Source organism: Candidatus Thiothrix putei (assembly GCA_029972225.1).
Classification (GTDB): domain Bacteria; phylum Pseudomonadota; class Gammaproteobacteria; order Thiotrichales; family Thiotrichaceae; genus Thiothrix; species Thiothrix putei.
Window position 1 is genome coordinate 604,620 of the sequence record CP124756.1, and the last position, 21,457, is coordinate 626,076.

Here is a 21,457-nt window from a genome sequence, read left to right on the forward strand (position 1 = left end):
AGATTTGAACGTATCGGGCATGGTGAAAAACCGTCATTTATCCCGTGCCATCAGTGACATGGGATTCTTCGAGTTCCGGCGGCAACTGGAATACAAGGCGGAAATGCGGGGTGCGGTGGTCGTGGTGGCTGATCGGTTTTTTGCCTCCAGCAAAACCTGTTCTGCTGCTGGCTGTGGGCATAAAGTGGACAAGCTGCCACTGTCGGTACGTGAATGGACTTGCCCCGTTTGCGGTGCAGTCCATGACCGTGACGTAAATGCCGCCAAGAATTTAGAAGAATACGCCGTGAGTTACACGGTGTCTGCCTGTGGAGGGGAAGGCTCTGGTCTTGGGCGCAAGCCGAAGACGAAACCAGCCCCCGTGAAGCAGGAATTCAACACCATGACTACTTTTAGTTAGCTATAGGTAGATTTGGGTAGGTTTGAAATAACGGTTTTGTCTAGGTTTAGTCGCATGTGGTTGGTTTAGTCTACCGCCACGTTGGTCTCAATGGATCAAGGAAATTTGTATTATCTTCATTCTATGCTGTAATCAAGGTTTGGCTTAAATCGGGAGACCTCCGTGTACCACCTGCTGGAACAACATTTGCGTGAGATTGACAGTAATCAACTGTATTCATATTTACGCAATGCCCGCACTGGGCTTGAAAAAGAAAGCCTGCGTGTCACGACTGATAGCCGATTGTCACAACATGATCATCCGGCGGTGTTAGGCGCAGCACTCACGCATCCATGGATTACTACCGATTATTCCGAATCCTTGTTGGAGCTGATTACGCCACCGCAAGAGCGTGCCGCTCAGGCGTTAGATTTTTTACTCAATATTGAAACCTTTGTTTACCAGCAACTCGACAACGAGCTGTTGTGGACAACCAGTATGCCCTGTGTGTTGGCTGGTGATAATGATATTCGGATTGCAGAGTATGGGCGTTCTAACGCTGGGCGCATGAAGCATATTTACCGCGAGGGGCTGGCATGGCGTTATGGCAAGGCGATGCAGGTGATTGCTGGTATCCATTTCAACTACTCCATTGATGATGCATTTTGGCAACCTTGGCAGCAGGTTCAGGGGGCTTCTGGTGAGTTACGTGCGTTTCGTGATGCACAATACATGGCGTTGGTACGGAACCTGCAACGTTATGGTTGGCTGATCATTTATTTATTTGGGACATCGCCTGCGATTTGCAAAAGTTTCCTTGGTGGCCGAGCTGTTCCTGAAGGCATGGAGGAGTTCAATGAATACACGCTTTACGAGCCTTTTGGTACTTCGCTACGCATGGGTAACATTGGTTACACCAACAGCAAGGAAAACAAAACGGGGGTTAATGTTTGCTACAATACGCTGGATACGTATATCAGCAGCTTGCGCCATGCTATTGCGACCCCCCACCCTGAATACGTTGATATTGGTGTGAAGGTTGACGGTCAATACCGTCAGTTGAATGCCAATATTCTGCAAATCGAAAACGAATACTACAGCACAGTACGACCCAAGCAGCCTCTGCAAGGTTTTGAGAAACCGACCGATGCATTAGAGCGGCGTGGTATTGCCTACGTGGAGTTGCGTTCGATTGACGTGAACGCTTTCCACCCGGCAGGGCTGACCCGTCGGCAGCTTTTTTTTCTTGAGGTATTCATGCACTTTTGTTTGTTGCAGGAAAGCCCGCTGGTCTCCGCTGAAGAGTTTCAGGCAATCAATCTGAATCAGATGCTGACGGCTCATCGTGGGCGTGACCCTGAGGTGCGTTTGAGTTGTTTGGGTAATAGTGTGCTGTTGCGTGATCAAGCCAAAGCGTTACTGCAAGCGATGCGCCCTGTGGCTGAAATGCTGAATGCGGTACATAACGAAGAATGCTACACCGATTGTTTGGAGAGCCAGCTTCAGCTTGTCTATAACCCTGACTTAACGCCTTCAGCACGCATGTTGGAAGAGATGCTTGCCAATCACGAAAGTTTTTTTGAGTTTGCCCGGCGAAAATCCTTAGAACACCGTGACTACTTTCTGAAGCGTGAACTTGCACCGTCGTTGACTCAAGAACTTCAGCAGCTTGCTGCAACTTCATTAATTCGTCAGCAAGCCCTTGAGAGCGGTGAAAAAATGGATTTTGATAGCTTCTTAAATGCTTATCTTTCAGGGACTTTGGTTGACATGAAAAATTAACCGGACAATTATCCGATTTTTGTTACCCGCAGCGAAAAACTGGGGTACACTGCAAATAACTTGCCTGATACTTGAAAGTTCCGTGAGCCTTGCTTTTTCGATGCCACGTTTTTACTTGCAGGTTTCACAGTGCATAACCTATCGAACCACAGTGGTCGATCGTTATCAGGTAATTTGGTGTGACTGATTATCTATAACGTAAATTCCCAAGCAGCACACGCTATTTATGAGATGACAAACAGTGAATATTTACGTTGGCAACCTGCCCTATAAAATTACCGAAAACGACTTGCGTGACCTGTTCTCCGCTTATGGCGAAGTAACCAGCGTCAGCATGATCAAAGACAAAATGACGGGGCAATCCAAGGGCTTCGGTTTTGTTGACATGCCAGATGCTGCTGAAGGCAATGCAGCCATTCAAGGTCTGAACGAACAAGCCGTTCAAGGCCGTAACATTAAAGTTAATGAAGCAAAACCACGCGAAGATCGCCCACGTGACGGTGGTGGTCGTGGTGGTTTTGGTGGCGGCGGCGGTCGCGGTGGTGATCGCGGTGGTTTTGGTGGCGGCGGTGATCGTGGCGGCTTCGGCGGTGGTAGTCGTGGTGGTGATCGCGGCGGCGACCGTGGTGGTCGTGGCGGCGACCGTGGTGGTTTCGGCGGCGACCGTGGTGGTTTCGGCGGCGGCGGCTACCGTTAATGCCTGTTAAGCGATAACTATTTCGCTGTGGGTAGGCTGATAGATTTTCTGTTAGCCTACCTTTTCGACTCCTGCCGGTAAGTAAACTGGAGATTCGACGCATAAGTGTTTGTTTCTGCTAGTTTCCCCGCTTTTGATTTGCACATTTGATTTAGCCACTCCGCAGGCTTTTGCAAATGTGTATTTGCTTTGCCATCTACTGGCGGAGCTGTGATTCTTATGCGAATCCTATTTTCTTGCACTTCCGCAAATTCATCCCAGCTTGCTTTCGGTTGCACCCGCACAAACAGATGCAATGCCGTATTTTCCCAGCGATAAAACTCAGACACGTCTTACAGCCCAAAAGATTGCAACACAATTAGCACAATATACAGTAGCAACATGGCTGCCATCGGTGTGAAGTCGATCATGCCCATGACGGGTACAAACTGGCGTAAGGGGCGTAATAGTGGCTCGGTCAGACTGTGCAAGATGTCGGCTAGTGGATTGCCGTGACTATTGCCTACCCAACTGAGTACGGCTTGAATGACCAAAGCGAAGAGGTAGATGTAGATCACCGTGCGTAATAAATCAATGACGGCATACACGAACACCACCGGCAAACTGACTTCACTACCTTGTAAGGCAACGAGTAGTAGTGTTTGAATAATTTTCAAACCTAGCGCAAGTACAATCGCGGCAGTATCCAGTTTACCAATGGCAGGAATTATCCGTCGAAGGGGAACTAGTGCTGGGTTGGTGATTTTCACTAAAGACTGTGACAGTGGGTTGTAAAAATTAGCCCGTGATAACGCCAGCAGAAAGCGGATCAGTATTGCTCCAATGTAGAACGAAAATAAGACTTCGACCAAAAAAATGCCGATATTTTGAAGTGCTTCCATGAGCAACTATCCCCTGTTTGGTGTGATTTAGCTGTTGGCGGCTGCCAACTCGCGTGAACGGCTTTCTGCCGCTTGTAAGGCTTGTGCAAACAGGTCGTGTAAGCCACCTGTGGTTAATACTTTTAAGGCTGCTTCAGTCGTGCCACCTTTAGATGTTACTTTTTTGCGCAACTCGCCCGGCATATCGTCGCTTTCCAGCGCCAATTTAGCTGCACCTAACGCAGTTTGCACGATCAGTAGGTGAGCATCTTCGGCACGAAGCCCCAATTGTTCGGCGGCTGCTTGCATGGCTTCCATGACCAAGAAGAAGTAAGCAGGGCCGCTACCAGAAATAGCCGTCACTGCATCCAGCTTGGCTTCTTCGTCGAACCAGAGGGTAATGCCGACGGCACGTAGCAGACTTTCTGCGGTACTGCGTTGTAGGTCAGACACTTGTAGGTTTGCGTACAGGCCGGTTGCTCCTGCTTGTACCAGTGCCGGGGTATTTGGCATACAGCGCACGATAGCTTGATTGCCACCTAGCCAGTGGTTGAGGGCTTCTTCGCGAATACCCGCAGCGATGGATACGAATAATGGGCGATTCAATTGCGCAGCACTGGCGAGATTTTCTGCTACCTCGCGCATGATTTGTGGTTTGACGGCGAGTACCACAACATCAGCGCCTTGCATGGCTTCAATGTTTTCGGTGGTCGTCATGACATCTGGCCAATGTTTACGGATCGCATCCAATTGATGTTGATCAGGGTCAGCAACGCGCAGCACGACATTCGCTTGGTCTTGTAATAGGCCAACAATTAAGCTGCGAGCCATATTGCCAGCACCAATGAAGGTGATGGCGGTAGGTTTTTGGGCAAGTTTAGGTGTGTCCATAAAAGCTCTTTACTGTGTATCCGTTAGCAGATTTCCGTAATAATGGGTGCATTCTACTATTTTCAAGGACAAAAATGGAAAATTTGCTGTTATTGGGGTTGTTAGGGCTAGGTATTTGGTTTTGGATGGATTCGATGAATGCACGGGAACGTGCAGTGGCTGCGGCTACGCGGGCATGTCGTGAGATTGACGTGCAGCTTTTGGATCAAACCGTGTCGCTGGAAAGCATGAAACCTACCCGTAATCGTCAGGGGCATTTGGTGTGGCGGCGAATTTACGGGTTTGAGTTCAGTGCACAGGGGGTAGAACGACGGCATGGTCGTGCCATTTTACGCGGGCGTCTGTTGGAACAGGTGCAGTTGGATCAGGAGGAGGGGACGACGATTGAGCAACACGAATCATGAGTGGTTGCTTTCAGAAGATCACTTTCCACAGCAATACCATAAACGACTGATCGGTTTGGTGGGCGTACACATAAAGCCCTACCAAGCCGATCAGTAGGGCGTAAAAAAAACACGTCAGCACTTTACCAAGGATTGAGGCAGCAACCCAACCAACCACCAGCACCACAGCGGCGTACATCATGTTTTGCGTCACCATCCAAGTTCCAAGGGTTAGGACGATGATCAGAAAATGCAGCATTACAAGAACCGGCTGATGAGAATCATATCGCTATCCACCCCTTGAGGCAGTGGAATGCGCATTTTATGACCGCTGCCCGGTGCTACTTCTACACGATCACCGAGTAGGGTTTGCATCGAGTCTAGAATAAATTCGCGGTTATTGCCGTCGGGAAGTACCATTTCCAGCCGATCGCCCACGCCGAAACGGTTTTTCACATCCAGCTCAATCCAGCCATTTTCACGGTCAACACGCATGGCTTCGGCAACGAATTGCTGCTGATGCCCCATTGATGCGCCTTGCATGTAGTTTTGGTATTCGTGGGTATGGTGGCGTTCGTAAAAGCCATCGGTGTAACCGCGATTCGCCAGATTTTCCAACACGCCCAGCAATTTGGGGTCGAAGCTGCGCCCTGCCATGGCGTCATCAATCGCTTGCTTATACGTCTGGGCAGTACGCGCCACATAGTAATGCGATTTGGTGCGCCCTTCGATTTTCAAGCAATCCACGCCGATTTCGGTGAGTTTTTGGACGTGTTCGACGGCGCGTAAATCTTTGGAATTCATGATGTACGTGCCGTGTTCATCTTCCATGACGGGCATGAGTTCGCCGGGGCGGTTGGTTTCTTCGAGGAAATACACCTTGTCCGCCAGCGGATGGCGTTCTTGGTTGCCACAACTGCCCATGCTTTGCGCTTGGTTGAACAAATCCATCGGCAATACCGCTTCTTTGGGGACAAATTTGCCTTCCGCTGCTTCGACCGCTTCGGTGGTTTTATATTCCCAGCGGCAGGCATTGGTGCAAGTGCCTTGGTTGGGGTCGCGGTGGTTGAAATAGCCGGAAAGCAGACAACGCCCAGAATACGCAATGCACAACGCGCCGTGGACGAAGACTTCCAGCTCCATATCCGGGCATTCTTGGCGGATTTCGGCGATTTCATCCAGCGATAATTCCCGCGATAAAATCACGCGGGTCAAGCCGAGGCTTTGCCAGAATTTCACCGTGGCGTAGTTGACGGTGTTGGCTTGCACGGAAAGGTGGATGGGAATTTCTGGCCATTTTTCGCGTACCAACATAATCAAGCCGGGGTCTGCCATGATCAGCGCGTCGGGATTCATCGCAATCACCGGCGCAAGGTCTTCCATGAAGGTTTTGATCTTGCTGTTGTGCGGGGAAATGTTCGCCGCGACGAAAAATTGCTTGCCCAACGAATGCGCTTCGGCAATACCGAGTGCAAGGTTGTCGTTTTTGAATTCATTATTGCGCACCCGCAGCGAGTAGCGCGGTTGTCCGGCGTAGACCGCATCCGCACCGTAGGCGAAGGCGTGGCGCATGGATTTGAGTGTACCCGCTGGGGCAAGCAATTCAGGGCGTTTCATGGGGGGAGTATCCGCTGTGTGTAAGTTCAAGCGGGGATTATATTCCCAAGTGTGGCGCTAGGCTAATTTACTGCAAGGCTGGGGCGGTTTAGGCTGCCCACTTACGCCGATTAGCCGCAAAGTCCAGCACCAACGCAAATACGTTGTCGCACTTGGTTTTGAAGGTCACGCGGTCGTAGCTGTCGGGTAAATCCTTGTCCAGCACGTCCTCAATCGCATTTTTCACCGCCAATTGCGTTTGGCTGTCTTTCCACCAATCTTGCACCAACACTTTGGGGTGTTCCTGCAACAAGCGGATCAGCAGGTCTTTCGCCGCCAGTTTCACGCGCTGTTCTTCAGCTTGGGTGAGTTTGTCTTTTTTCAGCAAGTCGTACAGCTCCAGCTCATCCTCGCTCAAGCCTTCGCGCACATGGCGTTCATCCTCGGTTTGCAGCGCTTGGGTGAAACGCACTAAATCCTCAAAATAGTTATCGGTGGAGGAACTACCCGCGTTGTAACGCTCAATAATTGCCTGCAAGCGTGCCGCAAATGCTACCCGCGTCACGTTTTGCGCCATCATATTGTGCAACTTGGCTTCAATAAACGCCCGCATATCCGCAATCTCGATATTTTTGTAATGCGCAACGCTGAAATCTTCGCGCAGCTTGTCGAAGTCGATCTTGCTCAAATCCCACGTCCGCCCTTTTTGGATAATGCGGTATTCTGCCCCGAACTCGCGCTGGCGAAACTCGTCGGCATCATCCACCACCACGCTTTCATCCAGCAATTCGGCAATGCGCTGGCTGACGGCTTCAATATCTGCACCTTCCACCAAGCTATCCACCACCCCGCGTAAGTATTGGATCGCGGCAATATCCAGCCGTGGTGCTTGCTGATAAATTTCTGGTTTGCAGGCTTCGTACAAGGCTGACACGGTATTGTCGTAGACGTTGAAGGCTTTGCGCCATTCCTCATTGCCCAGCAAAATGTCGGCAAAAGCGTTGAATTTCGCAATATTTTTGAAAGTGTCTTGCGTACCTAGTACAGCATTCAGGTCAATGTCACGCTCACGACAAAAGCTCAGCGTTTGGGCAACCGCATCATCCAGCAACACCAGCAATTCGGCTTTTTCCTGCACTGGCACGGTTTCGCCCGTGTCGCCTTGCGCGTAATCTTTCAACGCCTTTTTCATATTGCGGAACACATTGTAGTAATCAACGATTTCGCCGTGCTGCTTTTCCACGGGTTTGCCGCTGTAACCTTGGATGCTGTAAGACGCGACGCGGTTAGCGCGGGCGATGGTTTGCATCAAGGTGTGGCCTTTCATCGGCTTGTCGAGATACAGCGTTGAAACGGTGGGCGCGTCAAAGCCAGTCAGCCACATGGCGCACACAAATACCAGTTGCAACGGGTGTTCGGGGTCTTTGAAATTGTGCTCAATATCGTGACCGTTGGCATCCAACTGGTCGAGCCGCGTAATGTGCGGTTTGATGTCGAGCTTTTGCTGGGTGAAACGCGCTTCATCGGCTTTGGGATCGCTGATAACCACTGCCATTTCCACCGACTTCATCCATTCCAGCCGTTTTTTCAGGCGGGCTTTTTCAACTTCATTGGTGGTGGTATTGATGCGCCCGCGCAGGTTTTTCAGTTCAGCTTTCCAATGCTGCTGCACCTTGTCATACATGGTCACGGCAGTGAATTTGTCGACGGTAATTACCATGCCCTTGCCGAGATAACCGCGCTGCGGGAAGTGGTACACGATGTCTTGTGCAATCGTATCCAGCCGGTCGTCGCGTTTGATCACTTCCATTTCAGTGGCGAATTTGCGTTCCAGCTTGTCCTGTTGCGCCGCGTCCAGCTCTTCCTCTTCCAGCAACGCACAGAATTCTTCGCTCAAATCCTCATTCTGAATCAACACCTTGGGGACACGCTTTTCGTAGAACAGCGGCACGGTGGCTTTATCGTCCATCGCTTGCTGGAAGTTGTATTCCGAGACGTAACCGCCGAACCACGCGCTGGTTTTGCGTTCTTTGCCCAACAGTGGCGTACCTGTGAACGCGAGGAAATGTGCGCCTTTGAGTCCAGCACGCATGTTTTCCGCCAGACTTTGGTATTGGGTACGGTGCGCCTCATCCACCATCACGATCACTTCGCGCCCATCCTTGGGGTCAAACAAACGCGGGTAGGCTTTGCCCTTGTCGTAGCGGAATTTCTGGATCAGGGTGAACATCACCTTTTTGTTCTGCCCCAGAAACTTGCGCATCTCTTCGGCGTTACTGGGTTGTGCGGCATCTTCTTTTTGCACCGTGCCGGTATTCAGGAAGTTGCGGTAAATCTGCCCGTCCAAATCCTGCCTATCTGTCACCACCACAAAGCTGAAATTGCCACTGACCTTGCGGAAGATTTTGCGCACGTAAAAAATCATCGAGAAACTTTTGCCTGACCCTTGCGTGTGCCAAAACACCCCCAGCTTGCCGTCGTGCTGCTCACGTTGCAGGAAACGTTGATAAGCACTGTTCACGCCCAGAAACTGGTGGTTTTGCGCAATGATTTTGGTATTGCCCTTGTGGTAGATCACGAAGTTTTCCAGGTAATCCAGCAAGCGGCTGCGCTCACACAAACCCGCGATGGCGTATTCCAGCGATGTGCCTTGCGCTTCGATTTGCGGGCGGTTGACCATTTCTTTTTCATCCGCCACCCGCAACCAGTGGAAGAAATGTTCCCAACCGGCAGTAAAACTGCCCACGCGGGTTTCCAGCGCGTTGGAGAGAATGCAAAACGCATTGCAGTGGAACAGTTGTGGAATATCGTGCAAGTAATTGGTCAGGTTGTCGTCAAACGCACTGCGGAGTTTGACGTTGGAGTTTTTCAGTTCAATGAATACCAGCGGCAAACCGTTGACGTACAAAATCACATCCGGGCGGCGGTAGGCAGCTTTGGGGGCTTGTCCCAGTGACTTGATCCACAATTGCGCCACGGCGAGGTAGCGGTTATTGGCGGGTATGCTGAAGTCGATCAGGCGCACGAAGTCGTGTTGTTTCACGCCCTTGGCATACTCAAAGGTGACGGGTACGCCATCGCGGATAAACTGGTCGAGTTCCTGATTGGCTTTGAGCGGGGAAAGTGCGATACGCCGATCCATCAGCATTGCCACCACCTCGGTGATAACGCTGGCGGGAATGTGCGGGTTCAAGCGTGCGCAGGCTTCCCGTAAACGCTCGGCGAGAATCACGTCGCGCTTGTCGGTGCGTTGTGAACCGTCGTTGAGATCATCGGGGTTGGCGGCATGGCAATCCAGTACATCGAAACCGTGCAAGTGTTGCAGCTTTTGCAGCAATGCCTGCTCGATGTCATCTTCGGATATAAAATTTCTTGCCATTTGCCCTGCCCCGTTTATTTGCGCGGATTTGGGGAAGTTTAGCGCAGACGTTAGCCTCCAGCTACTCCCCGACCACTGTTAGTGCGTAAGCCAATAAATCCTCACCGAAATGGGCTTTAGACAGGCGCAGAATGTCAATGTAGGGCGCAAGCAATGGAATGATACCTTTATGCTTGGCTTCGATGAGAACACCGAGACTACCGATAATTTTGACCTGATTGATCTTTGCCACTTTGCGTCCGGCTTTTTCATCAATCAGCAAATAATCGGCGTGAAGATTTTTGTATCACGCCAACTTCCGCGCCAACATCTCAATTTCTGCTTGCAGCTCGTCGGTGCTTTCGTAGGTCTGCGGCGGCTCGATGCCCCGTTGACGGCATTCGTATAAAAACTCATAGCGGTCTAGGTCGCCGACAAATTCAGCGGCAGCACTGGCGGAAAAACGCCCCTGACGGTACAAGTCGATGGCGGTATTCAGCTTGAGCAGGCGCACAAGCTCGGTAGGTGATTGAAAGATCAAATACTTTTCTGGAATATCGAGTGTCAGTTGCATGATGCACCTCTGCTAACGATGTTTGATGTCATACTAGCACGAAACCGCGCTCTGTTCCCGCATCGACGGCGGCAACTGCACCGCCAAATCCTCCAACGTCACCGAAATCAACAAGATAGTAAAACGCTCAAATATCGGAAATAATCCGCTGAAACAGGGTTTGTAATGGCTGCAAGTCACCCAAATAACCGGCAATATTTGCTTGAATCCACTCGTCCTGCTCGACCTGCGACCAATCCAACCCGTATCCTGCATTGATAGCGATTAGATCAAAAAACAACCGTTGAGTGCGCCCATTGCCTTCGCGAAAAGGGTGAATCACATTCAATTCACAGTAGTAGTCAGCCAATTGTTCCAGTAGAGAAGCGACGGGCAAGCCTACCAAGCAATCTTCATTTGCCAGCTTGCGCAACAACTTGTTGGTTTCTTTTTCGATGTAAGCGGCGGTACAAAAGCGGGTATTGCCTTTGCTGAGGTCAACTGTTCGTAACTCCCCCGCCCACGGGTAAATGTCTTGAAACAAATGACGATGGATAGCTTGCAATGTCGCCAAATTAAAAGCTGAAAAATCAGGCTCAAACAAAGCTGCTCTGGATTCTGTCAGGGCTTTTTCGACTTCTGCAAGTTCGGCGGCATCCCGAATACCCAGATGGTTCACTAAGACCGTGCTGTTGGGGTAACAAGCAGGATCGTTGGTGACACCGTATTTATCCTGCATAGCGGAGTTTGATTTGCTGGATGCGTTGCAAGATTTGCTGGCGTGTCAGGGCATCAAGATCGACTTCTTTTTCAGGGGCTGTGGTGAAACCTTCCAGCCGTAAACTGGCTTGGTAATTGCGGTTACGGGTGGCGTGGAAGTAGATGATTTTTTGTTCTTTAGTCAGCATCAGATAGCCTTTTTACCGTTAGAAAACAGTGACATTTTAGCATAGGTATCCATTGCGCCACTAGTCACGATGTTGTTTCCCGCATCGACGGCGGCAACTGCACCGCCAAATTCTCCTCCGCCAATTTCCCCGAAATCAAACGCGGCAACAACGTATTTTTTGTCTTCAGCAAATTTTCTGTAAGTTCTGCTTGTTGAGCCAGACTTTTGAATATTGGGGAAATTATCTCATCAAACTTTTGCTGGATTGTTTGTTCAGGCACAGCTAATTTGAGCGCAGCAAGGTGATTGCGGTTTAATGAGGGAACGCCTGCACCAGCATTGAAATTCTCCAACCGCATGGCGTAACTACTCAGTCTATCCAAAAACCGCTCTGAGAGACTCAAACGGATTTCGCCCCTGAATCTTGTCGGTTTCCCACACGGAACGGATAACACAAAAAGCCTCCGCACCGCCCATTGCGCGGAATCCACCCGCCACCTTGAGTTTAACTTTGACGGGTCGAACGGCTCGTTCAGCCAGATTGTTGTCAAACGGTACATCAAACCGCTGAATGAACTGCAACACCGAATCCTTGAAGTCACGTAGACGGCATAACAAGTTTCTGGCGGGGTCTTGTTTGGCTTTGCCTTGTTTAGGGTTGATTTTAGGTTGTTCAGGGAAAATCAACAGTCCGTGATTCACCCATTGGTCATAACGTTGCTTGAGTTCAGTCATTTGCTCCAGCGACAATGCCGTTTGTTGCGCGTCTTTTGCTTCAGCCACTGCGGTCTTAGCATCAATCAAGACCTGTTTGAGTTGTGCAGGCCATTGATGTTTGAGGGTTTCATCAAAGTAGTTCAACTCCCGCAGCAGATGCGCCCCACAAAGGCTGTGTACCACCTGATCAAAGCGGAAATACGGTTTCCAATGGTCATGAACCGCAACGCCTTGGAATACCGGCAGGATTCCCGCCGCTGTCATGGCCTCGTATCCGCGCCGTGCATGGGCAGTGTAGTAAACGGCTTCGGGTGTTGCGGCTACATGCAACCATTGGGTTTTGCCTTGCGCCCGCATTCCGCTTTCATCAAAGTGAGCCACGTCGCTGCTACTAATGGTGTTCTGAATAGCTGTATAAGTGGCCGTCAGGTTTTCACTCGCCTGACCGATCCAGTGCTGCACACTGCCATCGGAAGGCTTAACACCGTATTGGTCGAATACAATCTCGCTTGCCCGTGACAGCGAAATGAAATGACCTTGTACCAAACCCACCGTATAGGCCTTTAAACGTGCGCCGTAACTGATGTAAGGGGCGAGTGTTGCCGGGAATTCGCCTTTATGAACCTTGCCACAACCACACGTGCAAATCAGTTGGCGGTGTTCCGTGACCACGATTTGGGGTTCGGGAATGTCCCACTGTTGCCGACATTCACCTGTCTCAATCAGGGCTTCGGTTAGCGGCAAACCACAGTCGCAATGCCCGGCAACACCGTAATATTCCACGTGATCGGGTGATGGGTGCATCACGAGGCTATGCCCTTTATGACCTGGCTGGCCACCTTTTGGGCGTTGTCCAAGCTGACGCGGCTGTGCGGGTTGGCGTTTCAGTCCATCCGATGACGGGGGCTTGTGTGAATTTTTACTGTTTTTGTTGAGCTGTGCTTCCAGCTCATTCACGCGGGCGGTCAACTGATCAATACGGTCAAACAGCGTCAACACTAACTCCACCAATTCGGCGTGGCTTAACTGCTGGAGACTTTCTCGTGTTGGGCGGGGTAGCTGGTTCATACCGATAGTGTAGCTGATTTTTTAGGAGACTGAGTAGTTACCGCATGGCTTTTAAAATGAAATAAACCAAATATGGGCTATTGCCTTTAAAATCTTTTACGAACAGACAGGTATTCAAAGGCCATGCTTGCTTTTGAATAAACTGGACTGTGCCAAGACTTCCTGAACGACCAGTTGCCACAATAGGCGGCTTAACCTTGAACTCTTTATGGAATGCTTTAATTGACGTAGAAGCAACAACAGGAAAGTCTCCCGGCTCAATATCTGCATCTGGTAAATCATATCCACGTTGTAGCGTGCAAAAATCATCAAATCTTTTATTTTCCCATCCCTTCGGAATCCCCTTCTCAAATTTAGCCTCACGCCAGCCGGGGAAACGGAAGCGCACAAACCATTCGCGGTAGAGTTCTTCCGCCATGTTTTCCAGCAAGGCAATACGCCGCTTGTTGTTCTCGATCAGATCGTCGTAGGCGGAGAGAATGCCCGCAATTTTGTCCTGAGTTCTTTTAGGAGGAGCCACTTGCAAAATTACATTTTCAGCGTGAACCTTCCTTCATCTGAAGGAAAAAAGAAGTGTGGGCTGCCGTTTTCGGCGATAATAGAAGCGTCAAAACAACCATTAAGCCCACGCTATGAATTCTACCGAACGCGCCCTGATTGCACAACGCTGGAGTTTGCTGCAAATTGAAATACTGCCTTGCTTCAATGATGCCTTTGGCACATTGACCCCCAAGCTTGAAAAGCTCATTCACGTACTGGAGCTGACGCGCATTGAAGATTTTGTGCGCTCTTTTCGTGATGGGTCTGGACGGCCAGCGACGGAGCGATCTTGGTTTGCCAATGCTTTTGTCGCCAAAAGCGTGCTCAATATTGTCAATACGCGAGCACTCATTGACCGGCTGCAAAACGATCGCTCCCTGCGACGCATCTGCGGGTTTCCCCTGACCAAGAAACTGCCTTCCGAATCCACCTTTTCACGTGCCTTCGCTGAATTTGCTGAACAGCGTTTAGCGGAACGTGTGCATGAAACGTTGGTGAAAACGTATTTGGGCGATGCGCTGATCGGCCACCTGTGTCGGGATTCAACAGCCATTGAGGCACGTGAACGGCCTGTTGCCGAGGAAAAGCCAAAGAAAAAACAAGGGCAAACACGGATTCAGCGCCAACGGGAACAGTCACTTCAGCAAGCACTCGATGAGATACCGGTTCAGTGTAACCGGGGGACGAAGAAGAATGCCCAAGGCTACAAGCACAGTTGGAACGGCTACAAACTGCATATCGATACCGCCGATTGTGGTGTCCCGATAGCAGCCATTCTGTCTTCCGCCTCCTTTCACGACAGCGGGGCAGCCATCCCACTCTCTCAAATCAGTGCCCAACGTGTCACCAGTCTCTACGACCTGATGGATGCGGCCTATTGCAGTGCTGATTTGCACGAATACAGCCGTCATCTGGGGCATGTCCCTCTGATTGATCACAATCCTCGCGGCGGACAGAAAGAAGCGTTTGAACCTGCTGATGCCGAGCGTTACAAAATTCGCAGCACCGTAGAACGAACCAATGCCCGCCTGAAGGATGAATTTGGTGGTCGGAATGTGTGGGTGCAAGGTGCGCAAAAAGTTTACAGCCACTTGATGTTTGGGATTTTGGTGTTGAGTGCTGATCAACTGATGCGTGTCTTGTTATAAAGCGACTGGGTTTGAAAAAACACGGGAAGACTGACTGAAAAACAGGAGCAGTCGCATCGGTATGGGTGAAATTTAGCAAAAGTTACGGTAAAACTGAAAAAGCTCAGGTTTCGTTGGTCAAATTGAGTAAAAAATCGGCTGAATATGCGGCGTTCGGTCAATGCTGAAAATTGAGCAACTCAGTTTGTCGGATTTTGCAAGTCGCTCGGAGGGAAACGAAATTTAAGTTCCTTTGCTACCGTAACATTAAAATGCTGCTGTGCTGCACCAACCAAATTTCCCGCAACTAAATTCTTGCCGAATGATGAGTTAAAAATAGCAGCCAAAAAATAGGGATTAAGATTTTTACCCGGCCTGATAATTACCAAGTCACTACAGTTTGCTTCACCAAGTGATTCTGGAATAACGCAGGCTGTACCCGGATAACCTGTTCTAACAACTGCAACATCACCAGGTTTTAGCGATGACTTTTTCAACTTGGCGTGAAAGGCATTATCAACAAACATCAAGTTATTGAAGTCGAGATAATAAGGCTTGATGTTTAAAGAGCGAAGAAAAGGTATGCCTTTTTCAACATATTCATTAGCCATTGAGCCGACAAAACCAACTGTCACCGTTTCGCATAACTCAAACAGTTTTTTTTCTTCCCAATTTTTCATGCGTCACCTGTTAACACTTGCAGGTTGGCGGCGATGACTTTTTCGAGTTCGCGGGCTTCGTCGTTGAGTTTGGTGAACTCCTCGTTCATGGCGATGAGGTCGGCGAGGAATTCTTCTTCGGTCTTGCCGTCTTCTTCGATGACCACGCCAACGTACCGCCCCGGATTCAGCGAGTAATCCTGTTCTTGCACCTCGGCAGGGGACGCGAGTTTGCACAGCCCGGTCACGTCTTCGTAACGCGCCGCCGGAAACCGTTCCTGCAACCAGTGGATGTGCTGAAAGGTGCTTTCCGCGCTGCTGACTTCCTTGTGCAATTGCTCCAACGCCGCTTTGAGCTGCTTGGTTTCACGGTCAGTTCCCGCCCGTTTGCCTTCCGCTTTCGCCGCCTCCGCCTTGGTTTTTTCGTGGGTGCGGATAATCTTGTCGAGCTTTTTCAAACCCGCGTGCAAGCCCACAAAGAACGGATCAAACGTCGCCCGCAACCCGTGTTGCAACGCATTCATTTCATCCAGCGCGGCATCATCGCCAGCCATGTTTTCAGTACTTTCCACATAATCCTGATACGCCTGTTCCAACGCCGCCAAGCCCTGCCATTGTGCCAGCAAATCCTGCACCGCCTGCTTGCCCTGTGCCTCCGCCAACACCGCCAACAATTGCGCACTTACGGGTTCAACCTGCTGCTGGTTTTCCGCCAACCGCGCCATACCGTCGGTGAAATAGCCATCAATCAAGCCCAGGAACTCGGCACGTTCGCCCTTGTGCAGCTTGCTGATAACCGCAATGTTCTGGATTTGCGCCTCGGTAAATTCGCGGTGCGCCCGGTCAATCTGGGTAAAAATATTCCGCGCATCAATGAACAGAATCTTGTTATCCGCCTTCGCCTTGTCAAAAAACCACAAGGTCGCAGGCAGCGTCACGGTGTAAAACATATTCGAGGGCAGCGTCAACATCGCGTAAATCAGGTTGTTATCCACCAGTTTCTGGCGCATTTCCGCCTCGGAATGCCGCGCATCACTCGCCGAATTCGCCATCACCAACGCCGCCCGCCCCTTGGCTTTCAATGAGGTGGCGAACAGGCTGATCCACAAATAATTGGCATTCGGCACGGTTTCCTTGCCCTGATCCACCTGCTTGAGCTTGGTCTTGTTGCGCGGGATGCCGTAAGTGTTGAAACGCGGGTCATTTTCCACCGTCGCCACCGGCACATCATCGACATTGAACGGCGGATTCGCCATCACGAAATCAAACTTGCCGAAGCCGTCAAACGGGTTTTCGCTGTAACTGTTCGCCAGCCGGATGTCGCCGCGCAAGCCGTTCACCGCGAGGTTCATCTTCGCCAGCTTAACGCTATCGAGGGTCTTTTCCTGCCCGTACACAAACAACTGGTCGCCCGCATCCTGCTTGCCCGCCTTGCTCAATGCCGCCCGCCGCCGCTGCACAAAATGTTGGGACTGCACAAACATCCCGCCCGACCCACACGCCGGGTCATACACCGAACCATGATGCGGCTCGATGATTTCCACCATCAGCTTGACCACCGAAGTCGGGGTGAAGAACTCGCCGCCTTTTTGCCCCTCACTCAGGGCAAACTTGCCGAGGAAGAACTCGTAGATTTTGCCGAACACATCACCACTGGCATCCAGCGGAATGTTGGCAAAACTTTTCACCAGATCAAACAATACCGTGCGGCTTTCCGGGGTGCGGTTGAAGGAAAAGTATTCCTCCTTGGGCAACACGCCTTCCAGTTCCGGCTTGTATTGCTCCATCGCCTCCATCGCCAGCTTGATGGCTTTGGCAATGTCTTCCTGCCCCGGCAAGTTCAGCAAATGCGCGTAACGCGCCGATTCCGGCAGGTAAAAGCCGCATTTTTCCTGCGCAATCTCCGCCAACGATTTCTCGCGCCGCCCGCCTTGCAAACGCTGGTATTCCGCCACAATCTCGGCTTCGGCATGGCGGTATTTATTATCGGCAAACTTGAGGAAAATCAGCCCCAGCACTGGGGTGGCGTATTCGCTGGATTTCAGCCCGGTATTGGCACGGAGATTATCGGCGGCAGACCAAAGGTCGGTTTCAAGCTGTTTGAGCTGTTCGGCATTCATGCGTGGGGCTACTTGTCTGTGTGGGAGAGCCGCGCATTATAGACCAAGCTGACTACTTACCCGTAATAATCCGGCTCATTGCCAGCTTTCCATTTGATATTGCAGCCTAGCGAGGGTTTTTGATCATCGGGCGGGTACATATTGTCGAGCAAGCGATCCAGCGCATGGCGTAAGTCATTGCCGGTCACGGGTGTATCGCTGCGCGGTCGAGCATCGTCGAATTGCCCGCGATAAAACAGCTTGTGTTCGTGGTCAAACAGGAATAAATCGGGGGTGCAAGCCGCTTGGTAGGCTTTGGCGACCGCTTGGGTTTCGTCGTACAAATAGGGGAAGGTATAGCCGTGCGTTTGCACTTCCTCGACCATTTTTTCAGGGCTGTCGTCGGGGTAGTTGGCGACATCGTTGGCGTTAATGGCGACGACGGCAACGCCTTGTTCCTGATAATCCTTGGCTAATTGCGCAAAGACTTCGCGGATGAGGATGACATACGGGCAATGGTTGCAAATGAAAGCGACCAATAGCGGTTTGCCCGCAAAATCCTGCCGTGAGATCAAATGCCCCGTGGCGGGTTCTACTAAGGTGAAATCGGGGGCTTGTGTGCCAAGTTCTAGCATGGTGGATGGGGTGCGTGCCATAGCCGCCTCCTTAAATCTGACTGTGATGGTAAGAACCGTTGATTATACGCAAATTGTGGGGGTGGGTGACAAATTCCCGTGTTTTCTGTTTATACTCTGCTGCACTGCAATAGTTGTGGATGGAGGAATCAGCAATGGCGGCACGTTACGAAGACTTGGGCAATGGCATTTACTGTATCGACACGGATTTGTATCGCCCGCAATTGGCGGCGTGTTATTTGGTGCGGACAGGCGATGCGGTGGCATTCGTGGATACGGGTACTTACCACACCGTGCCATTGTTGATGGAAGTGCTGGCGGATTTGGGTTTGAGTGCTGATAACGTGCGCTATGTGATTCCTACTCATGTGCATTTGGATCATGCAGGCGGGGCAGGGGAGTTGATGGCGCGTTGCCCGAAGGCGACGCTGATCGTGCATCCGAAAGGCGCTCCGCACATGATCGACCCTTCAAAGTTACAGGCTGGTGCAACAGCAGTGTATGGCGAAGAGGGCTTTGCGAAAGATTACGGCAAGCTAGTGGCGATTCCTGCTGAACGTGTGGTCGCGGCGACCGATGGCTACGTGATGGATCTGAACGGACGTACCCTGACGTTTTACGATACGCCCGGTCACGCTAACCATCATGGCTGCATTTTCGATGCGCAAAGCCGCGCTTGCTTCACGGGTGATACCTTCGGCATTGCCTACCGCGAATTTGTCACCGCGCAGGGGGCTTGGATGTTTGCACCCACCACACCCGTGGCTTTTTCCCCGCAAGAGTGGCAGCAGAGTCTGGATAAGTTGGCAGCCTTGCAACCGAGTGCGATGTTGCTCACCCACTACGGACGCGTGACGGATGTGCAAGGTTTGCTGCCTAAGCTACGCGCTAGCATCGAAGCCTTGAGTAACCTAGCGTTAACCCTAAAAAATGCACCAGAAGGGCGCGTTGAGGCACTCAAAGAACAGATTTTTTTGACCTGGCTTGAAGAGATAGCTGAACACGGTGTTAACCTTCCCGAAGGGGATATTCGTGAATTATTGCGAGTCGATGCCACCCTGAATGCACAGGGGCTGGATGTGTGGTTGCAACGGCTCGCAAAAGCCAAAACCTGATGTATATTCAGGTAATTGCGAATAACCTAGTAATAAAATCAACTAATTCAATGTAAGCATGTTGCTATATAACAATATAATTATATTCTTTAAATATAAGCATTTAGAAGCTTGTTTAATAGATTTTGCTTATCGTATCGAAGAAACAAACCCATTGGTTTATGCACTAAAATTGTATAGAGTGTGCGTGGTTCAAAATTTCAGGCAAGTGGCTAATGAAATTTTTCTATGCTAGATAGAATTTGTGTTGGTCACTTAAAAATCTACACAAGATTTTGGCGAGTACCACACTTACGGGAGATTGGCATGATCAAGCCTCATGGTTCTGAGGAACTGAATCCATTATTCGTATACGACAGTGCTGAAAACGAAGCGCTGCAAAAAGAAGCAGAAGGTCTGCCTTCCATCGTCGTTAGCTCGGCGACAGCAGCGAATGCGGTGATGCTCGGCGGTGGCTACTTCAACCCGCTCACTGGTTACATGAACAAGGCTGATGCACTGTCAGTCGCTGCCACGATGCACACCACGTCCGGTCTGTTTTGGCCAACGCCAGTGCTGAATCTGGTTGAAGATGCTGGTAGTATCAAAGCAGGCGATCGCATCGCGCTGAGAGACCCCAATGTTAGCGGTAATCCGGTTTTGGCGGTGATGGATGTGGAAGCTGTTGAAGCATTCACTGACGAAGAAATGGCTACCATGACCCAGCAGATTTATCGTCCTGCTGAAGGTGAAGCGCACATCGGCGCGGATACGTTCAATTCCCAAGGCAAAGTTTGCCTGTCAGGGCCGATCAAAGTCCTGAACTTCTCCTACTTCCAAAGCGAATTCCCGGATACTTTCCGCACTGCGGTTGAAATCCGCAACGAAATTACTGAGCGTGGCTGGAACAAGGTCGTTGCTTTCCAGACCCGTAATCCCATGCACTTAGCCCACGAAGAACTGTGCCACATGGCGATGGATCGTCTCGGCTGTGATGGCTTGGTCATCCACATGCTGCTGGGCAAGCTGAAGAAGGGCGATATTCCCGCTCCAGTACGTGATGCTGCCATCCGCAAGATGGTAGAACTGTACTTCCCCGCGAACAGCGCGATGGTAACCGGTTACGGTTTCGACATGTTGTATGCAGGGCCGAAAGAAGCGGTATTACATGCCGTGTTCCGCCAAAACATGGGTGCGACACATTTCATTATTGGTCGTGACCATGCAGGTGTTGGTGATCATTACGGTGCATTTGATGCTCAGGAAATTTTCGATAAGGAAGTGCCTAAGGATGCGCTTAAGATCGAAATCTTCCGCGCCGACCACACCGCTTACTCCAAGAAGTTGGATAAGGTTGTGATGATGTGCGAAGCACCGGATCACAAGAAGGAAGATTTTGTACTTCTTTCTGGTACCAAAGTTCGTGAAATGCTTGGTCAGGGCATTGCACCACCGAAGGAGTTTTCTCGTCCTGAAGTGGCTCAGATCCTGATCGACTATTATCAAAGTGAAAACAGCTAAGTCTGTTTAAAAGTATCTCTGGTGCAGTCTGAGCTTTGAGGAAAGGGCATAGGCTTCACCGGTTGAGTTCTGTGACCGTATGTAGCAATACAATTAATTTGAAGGAGTTACACCATGCCTACGTTTGTACGTACTGACAAATGTGATGGCTGCAAGGGCGGCGACCGCACCGCTTGCATGTACATCTGCCCGCACAACCTGATGAAGCTGGACGTTGATGGTTCTGCCACAGGTCACGCGATGAAAGCGTATAACCAAGAGCCGGATCAATGCTGGGAATGCTATTCCTGCGTTAAAATCTGCCCTTCCAACGCTATCGAAGCACGTCACTATGCTGACGTGGTACCACTCGGTGGTTCTGTACAGCCTTTGCGCGGTCAAGACTCCATTATGTGGTCTATCAAATTCCGTAACGGCGTAATGAAGCGTTTCAAATTCCCGATCCGCACTACCCCAGAAGGCTCTATCGACTGCTACGGCGGCAAGCCTAAAGCGGATCTGGCTAACTTGGGTAAAGCACTGTTGACGCGTGATGTCATGGGCGGCTACCGCGCTGGCAACCCTGCTGAACTGATCTGCAAGTAATTTGTAAATCACAATATACGCTTC

The 21,457-nt window shown here is 50.6% G+C and carries 23 protein-coding genes; 8 read left to right on the forward strand and 15 right to left on the reverse strand.

Translation table 11 applies throughout. From position 1 onward, the window contains the following. Nucleotides 1–4: 4 nt before the first annotated feature. From QJT81_03175 to QJT81_03185, 3 genes are all read left to right on the forward strand, one after another. Nucleotides 5–400 carry an RNA-guided endonuclease TnpB family protein gene (locus tag QJT81_03175; GenBank protein WGZ95001.1) on the forward strand — a complete coding sequence of 132 codons (396 nt, stop codon included), beginning with the start codon at nucleotides 5–7 and terminating at the stop codon, nucleotides 398–400. 162 nt (nucleotides 401–562) lie between these two features. After that, nucleotides 563–2,161 carry a glutamate--cysteine ligase gene (gene gshA, locus QJT81_03180; protein ID WGZ95002.1) on the forward strand — a complete coding sequence of 533 codons (1,599 nt, stop codon included), beginning with the start codon at nucleotides 563–565 and terminating at the stop codon, nucleotides 2,159–2,161. Between the two features lie 241 nt (nucleotides 2,162–2,402). Next, nucleotides 2,403–2,858 carry an RNA-binding protein gene (locus QJT81_03185; GenBank protein ID WGZ95003.1) on the forward strand — a complete coding sequence of 152 codons (456 nt, stop codon included), beginning with the start codon at nucleotides 2,403–2,405 and terminating at the stop codon, nucleotides 2,856–2,858. Nucleotides 2,859–3,190: 332 nt separating this feature from the next. Here QJT81_03185 and QJT81_03190 read toward each other — a convergent pair whose 3' ends face one another. Beyond that, the gene (locus tag QJT81_03190; protein ID WGZ95004.1) at nucleotides 3,191–3,739 is read right to left on the reverse strand and encodes a YggT family protein; all 549 of its coding nucleotides are present in this window, start codon (nucleotides 3,737–3,739) and stop codon (nucleotides 3,191–3,193) included. Nucleotides 3,740–3,766: 27 nt separating this feature from the next. Next, complete coding sequence (gene proC / locus QJT81_03195; GenBank protein WGZ95005.1) at nucleotides 3,767–4,609, reverse strand: pyrroline-5-carboxylate reductase; 843 nt, start codon at nucleotides 4,607–4,609, stop codon at nucleotides 3,767–3,769. Nucleotides 4,610–4,683: 74 nt separating this feature from the next. Between proC and QJT81_03200 the strand changes: the two genes are divergently transcribed. Continuing rightward, complete coding sequence (locus QJT81_03200) at nucleotides 4,684–5,013, forward strand: DUF3301 domain-containing protein (protein WGZ95006.1); 330 nt, start codon at nucleotides 4,684–4,686, stop codon at nucleotides 5,011–5,013. Nucleotides 5,014–5,023: 10 nt separating this feature from the next. On the opposite strand, the gene QJT81_03205 is transcribed toward QJT81_03200, so the two are convergent. The 10 genes from QJT81_03205 to QJT81_03250 form a co-directional block, all read right to left on the reverse strand. Next, the gene (locus QJT81_03205) at nucleotides 5,024–5,194 is read right to left on the reverse strand and encodes a hypothetical protein (protein ID WGZ95007.1); all 171 of its coding nucleotides are present in this window, start codon (nucleotides 5,192–5,194) and stop codon (nucleotides 5,024–5,026) included. A 56-nt stretch (nucleotides 5,195–5,250) separates the two neighbouring features. After that, a complete protein-coding gene (gene yegQ, locus QJT81_03210; protein ID WGZ95008.1) occupies nucleotides 5,251–6,609 on the reverse strand; it encodes a tRNA 5-hydroxyuridine modification protein YegQ in 1,359 nt (452 codons plus the stop codon). Between the two features lie 88 nt (nucleotides 6,610–6,697). Further along, nucleotides 6,698–9,967: a type I restriction endonuclease subunit R gene (locus QJT81_03215; protein WGZ95009.1), complete on the reverse strand. Its 3,270-nt coding sequence runs from the start codon at nucleotides 9,965–9,967 to the stop codon at nucleotides 6,698–6,700. A 61-nt stretch (nucleotides 9,968–10,028) separates the two neighbouring features. Continuing rightward, nucleotides 10,029–10,229 carry a DUF3368 domain-containing protein gene (locus tag QJT81_03220; GenBank protein WGZ95010.1) on the reverse strand — a complete coding sequence of 67 codons (201 nt, stop codon included), beginning with the start codon at nucleotides 10,227–10,229 and terminating at the stop codon, nucleotides 10,029–10,031. Nucleotides 10,230–10,253: 24 nt separating this feature from the next. After that, complete coding sequence (locus QJT81_03225; protein WGZ95011.1) at nucleotides 10,254–10,520, reverse strand: UPF0175 family protein; 267 nt, start codon at nucleotides 10,518–10,520, stop codon at nucleotides 10,254–10,256. Nucleotides 10,521–10,647: 127 nt separating this feature from the next. Beyond that, nucleotides 10,648–11,238 carry a putative adenosine monophosphate-protein transferase Fic gene (locus tag QJT81_03230; GenBank protein WGZ95012.1) on the reverse strand — a complete coding sequence of 197 codons (591 nt, stop codon included), beginning with the start codon at nucleotides 11,236–11,238 and terminating at the stop codon, nucleotides 10,648–10,650. Then, the gene (locus QJT81_03235; protein WGZ95013.1) at nucleotides 11,228–11,407 is read right to left on the reverse strand and encodes a DUF2559 family protein; all 180 of its coding nucleotides are present in this window, start codon (nucleotides 11,405–11,407) and stop codon (nucleotides 11,228–11,230) included. Before QJT81_03235 ends, QJT81_03230 begins: the two co-directional genes overlap by 11 nt. A 64-nt stretch (nucleotides 11,408–11,471) precedes the next feature. After that, complete coding sequence (locus tag QJT81_03240; GenBank protein ID WGZ95014.1) at nucleotides 11,472–11,771, reverse strand: hypothetical protein; 300 nt, start codon at nucleotides 11,769–11,771, stop codon at nucleotides 11,472–11,474. Continuing rightward, nucleotides 11,764–13,173: an IS66 family transposase gene (locus tag QJT81_03245; GenBank protein ID WGZ95015.1), complete on the reverse strand. Its 1,410-nt coding sequence runs from the start codon at nucleotides 13,171–13,173 to the stop codon at nucleotides 11,764–11,766. The genes QJT81_03240 and QJT81_03245 overlap by 8 nt, the downstream gene beginning before the upstream one ends. A 37-nt stretch (nucleotides 13,174–13,210) precedes the next feature. Further along, nucleotides 13,211–13,699: a hypothetical protein gene (locus tag QJT81_03250; protein WGZ95016.1), complete on the reverse strand. Its 489-nt coding sequence runs from the start codon at nucleotides 13,697–13,699 to the stop codon at nucleotides 13,211–13,213. Nucleotides 13,700–13,805: 106 nt separating this feature from the next. Between QJT81_03250 and QJT81_03255 the strand changes: the two genes are divergently transcribed. After that, a complete protein-coding gene (locus QJT81_03255; protein WGZ95017.1) occupies nucleotides 13,806–14,861 on the forward strand; it encodes a transposase in 1,056 nt (351 codons plus the stop codon). A gap of 179 nt (nucleotides 14,862–15,040) precedes the next feature. On the opposite strand, the gene QJT81_03260 is transcribed toward QJT81_03255, so the two are convergent. From QJT81_03260 to QJT81_03270, 3 genes are read right to left on the reverse strand one after another with little or no spacing between them, the layout of a single operon-like run. Next, entirely contained in the window at nucleotides 15,041–15,520 is a 480-nt protein-coding gene (locus QJT81_03260) for a hypothetical protein (protein ID WGZ95018.1), read from the reverse strand. Beyond that, nucleotides 15,517–17,619, reverse strand: a complete 2,103-nt coding sequence (locus QJT81_03265; protein WGZ95019.1) for a class I SAM-dependent DNA methyltransferase — start codon at nucleotides 17,617–17,619, stop codon at nucleotides 15,517–15,519. The genes QJT81_03260 and QJT81_03265 overlap by 4 nt, the downstream gene beginning before the upstream one ends. Before the next feature lie 56 nt (nucleotides 17,620–17,675). After that, the gene (locus tag QJT81_03270) at nucleotides 17,676–18,254 is read right to left on the reverse strand and encodes a thioredoxin family protein (protein WGZ95020.1); all 579 of its coding nucleotides are present in this window, start codon (nucleotides 18,252–18,254) and stop codon (nucleotides 17,676–17,678) included. A 134-nt stretch (nucleotides 18,255–18,388) separates the two neighbouring features. Here QJT81_03270 and QJT81_03275 point away from each other — a divergent pair, with 134 nt between their 5' ends. The 3 genes from QJT81_03275 to aprB all read left to right on the forward strand — a co-directional run bounded on the left by QJT81_03275 (nucleotide 18,389) and on the right by aprB (nucleotide 21,433). Further along, nucleotides 18,389–19,348: an MBL fold metallo-hydrolase gene (locus QJT81_03275; protein WGZ95021.1), complete on the forward strand. Its 960-nt coding sequence runs from the start codon at nucleotides 18,389–18,391 to the stop codon at nucleotides 19,346–19,348. A 306-nt stretch (nucleotides 19,349–19,654) separates the two neighbouring features. Further along, nucleotides 19,655–20,848: a sulfate adenylyltransferase gene (gene sat, locus QJT81_03280; GenBank protein WGZ95022.1), complete on the forward strand. Its 1,194-nt coding sequence runs from the start codon at nucleotides 19,655–19,657 to the stop codon at nucleotides 20,846–20,848. A 114-nt stretch (nucleotides 20,849–20,962) separates the two neighbouring features. After that, complete coding sequence (aprB, locus tag QJT81_03285; protein WGZ95023.1) at nucleotides 20,963–21,433, forward strand: adenylyl-sulfate reductase subunit beta; 471 nt, start codon at nucleotides 20,963–20,965, stop codon at nucleotides 21,431–21,433. Nucleotides 21,434–21,457: the final 24 nt, after the last annotated feature.

What these genes read in the sequence shown, in the direction of transcription:
- QJT81_03275 (WGZ95021.1), top strand. Translation starts at nt 18,389, where the DNA reads ATGGCGGCACGTTACGAAGACTTGGGCAATGGCATTTACTGTATCGAC.
- QJT81_03255 (WGZ95017.1), top strand. Translation starts at nt 13,806, where the DNA reads ATGAATTCTACCGAACGCGCCCTGATTGCACAACGCTGGAGTTTGCTG.
- QJT81_03230 (WGZ95012.1), bottom strand. Translation starts at nt 11,238, where the DNA reads ATGCAGGATAAATACGGTGTCACCAACGATCCTGCTTGTTACCCCAAC.
- QJT81_03235 (WGZ95013.1), bottom strand. Translation starts at nt 11,407, where the DNA reads ATGCTGACTAAAGAACAAAAAATCATCTACTTCCACGCCACCCGTAAC.
- QJT81_03200 (WGZ95006.1), top strand. Translation starts at nt 4,684, where the DNA reads ATGGAAAATTTGCTGTTATTGGGGTTGTTAGGGCTAGGTATTTGGTTT.
- sat (WGZ95022.1), top strand. Translation starts at nt 19,655, where the DNA reads ATGATCAAGCCTCATGGTTCTGAGGAACTGAATCCATTATTCGTATAC.
- QJT81_03245 (WGZ95015.1), bottom strand. Translation starts at nt 13,173, where the DNA reads ATGAACCAGCTACCCCGCCCAACACGAGAAAGTCTCCAGCAGTTAAGC.
- aprB (WGZ95023.1), top strand. Translation starts at nt 20,963, where the DNA reads ATGCCTACGTTTGTACGTACTGACAAATGTGATGGCTGCAAGGGCGGC.
- QJT81_03265 (WGZ95019.1), bottom strand. Translation starts at nt 17,619, where the DNA reads ATGAATGCCGAACAGCTCAAACAGCTTGAAACCGACCTTTGGTCTGCC.
- QJT81_03260 (WGZ95018.1), bottom strand. Translation starts at nt 15,520, where the DNA reads ATGAAAAATTGGGAAGAAAAAAAACTGTTTGAGTTATGCGAAACGGTG.
- yegQ (WGZ95008.1), bottom strand. Translation starts at nt 6,609, where the DNA reads ATGAAACGCCCTGAATTGCTTGCCCCAGCGGGTACACTCAAATCCATG.
- QJT81_03205 (WGZ95007.1), bottom strand. Translation starts at nt 5,194, where the DNA reads ATGATGTACGCCGCTGTGGTGCTGGTGGTTGGTTGGGTTGCTGCCTCA.
- proC (WGZ95005.1), bottom strand. Translation starts at nt 4,609, where the DNA reads ATGGACACACCTAAACTTGCCCAAAAACCTACCGCCATCACCTTCATT.
- QJT81_03225 (WGZ95011.1), bottom strand. Translation starts at nt 10,520, where the DNA reads ATGCAACTGACACTCGATATTCCAGAAAAGTATTTGATCTTTCAATCA.
- QJT81_03215 (WGZ95009.1), bottom strand. Translation starts at nt 9,967, where the DNA reads ATGGCAAGAAATTTTATATCCGAAGATGACATCGAGCAGGCATTGCTG.
- QJT81_03270 (WGZ95020.1), bottom strand. Translation starts at nt 18,254, where the DNA reads ATGGCACGCACCCCATCCACCATGCTAGAACTTGGCACACAAGCCCCC.
- QJT81_03190 (WGZ95004.1), bottom strand. Translation starts at nt 3,739, where the DNA reads ATGGAAGCACTTCAAAATATCGGCATTTTTTTGGTCGAAGTCTTATTT.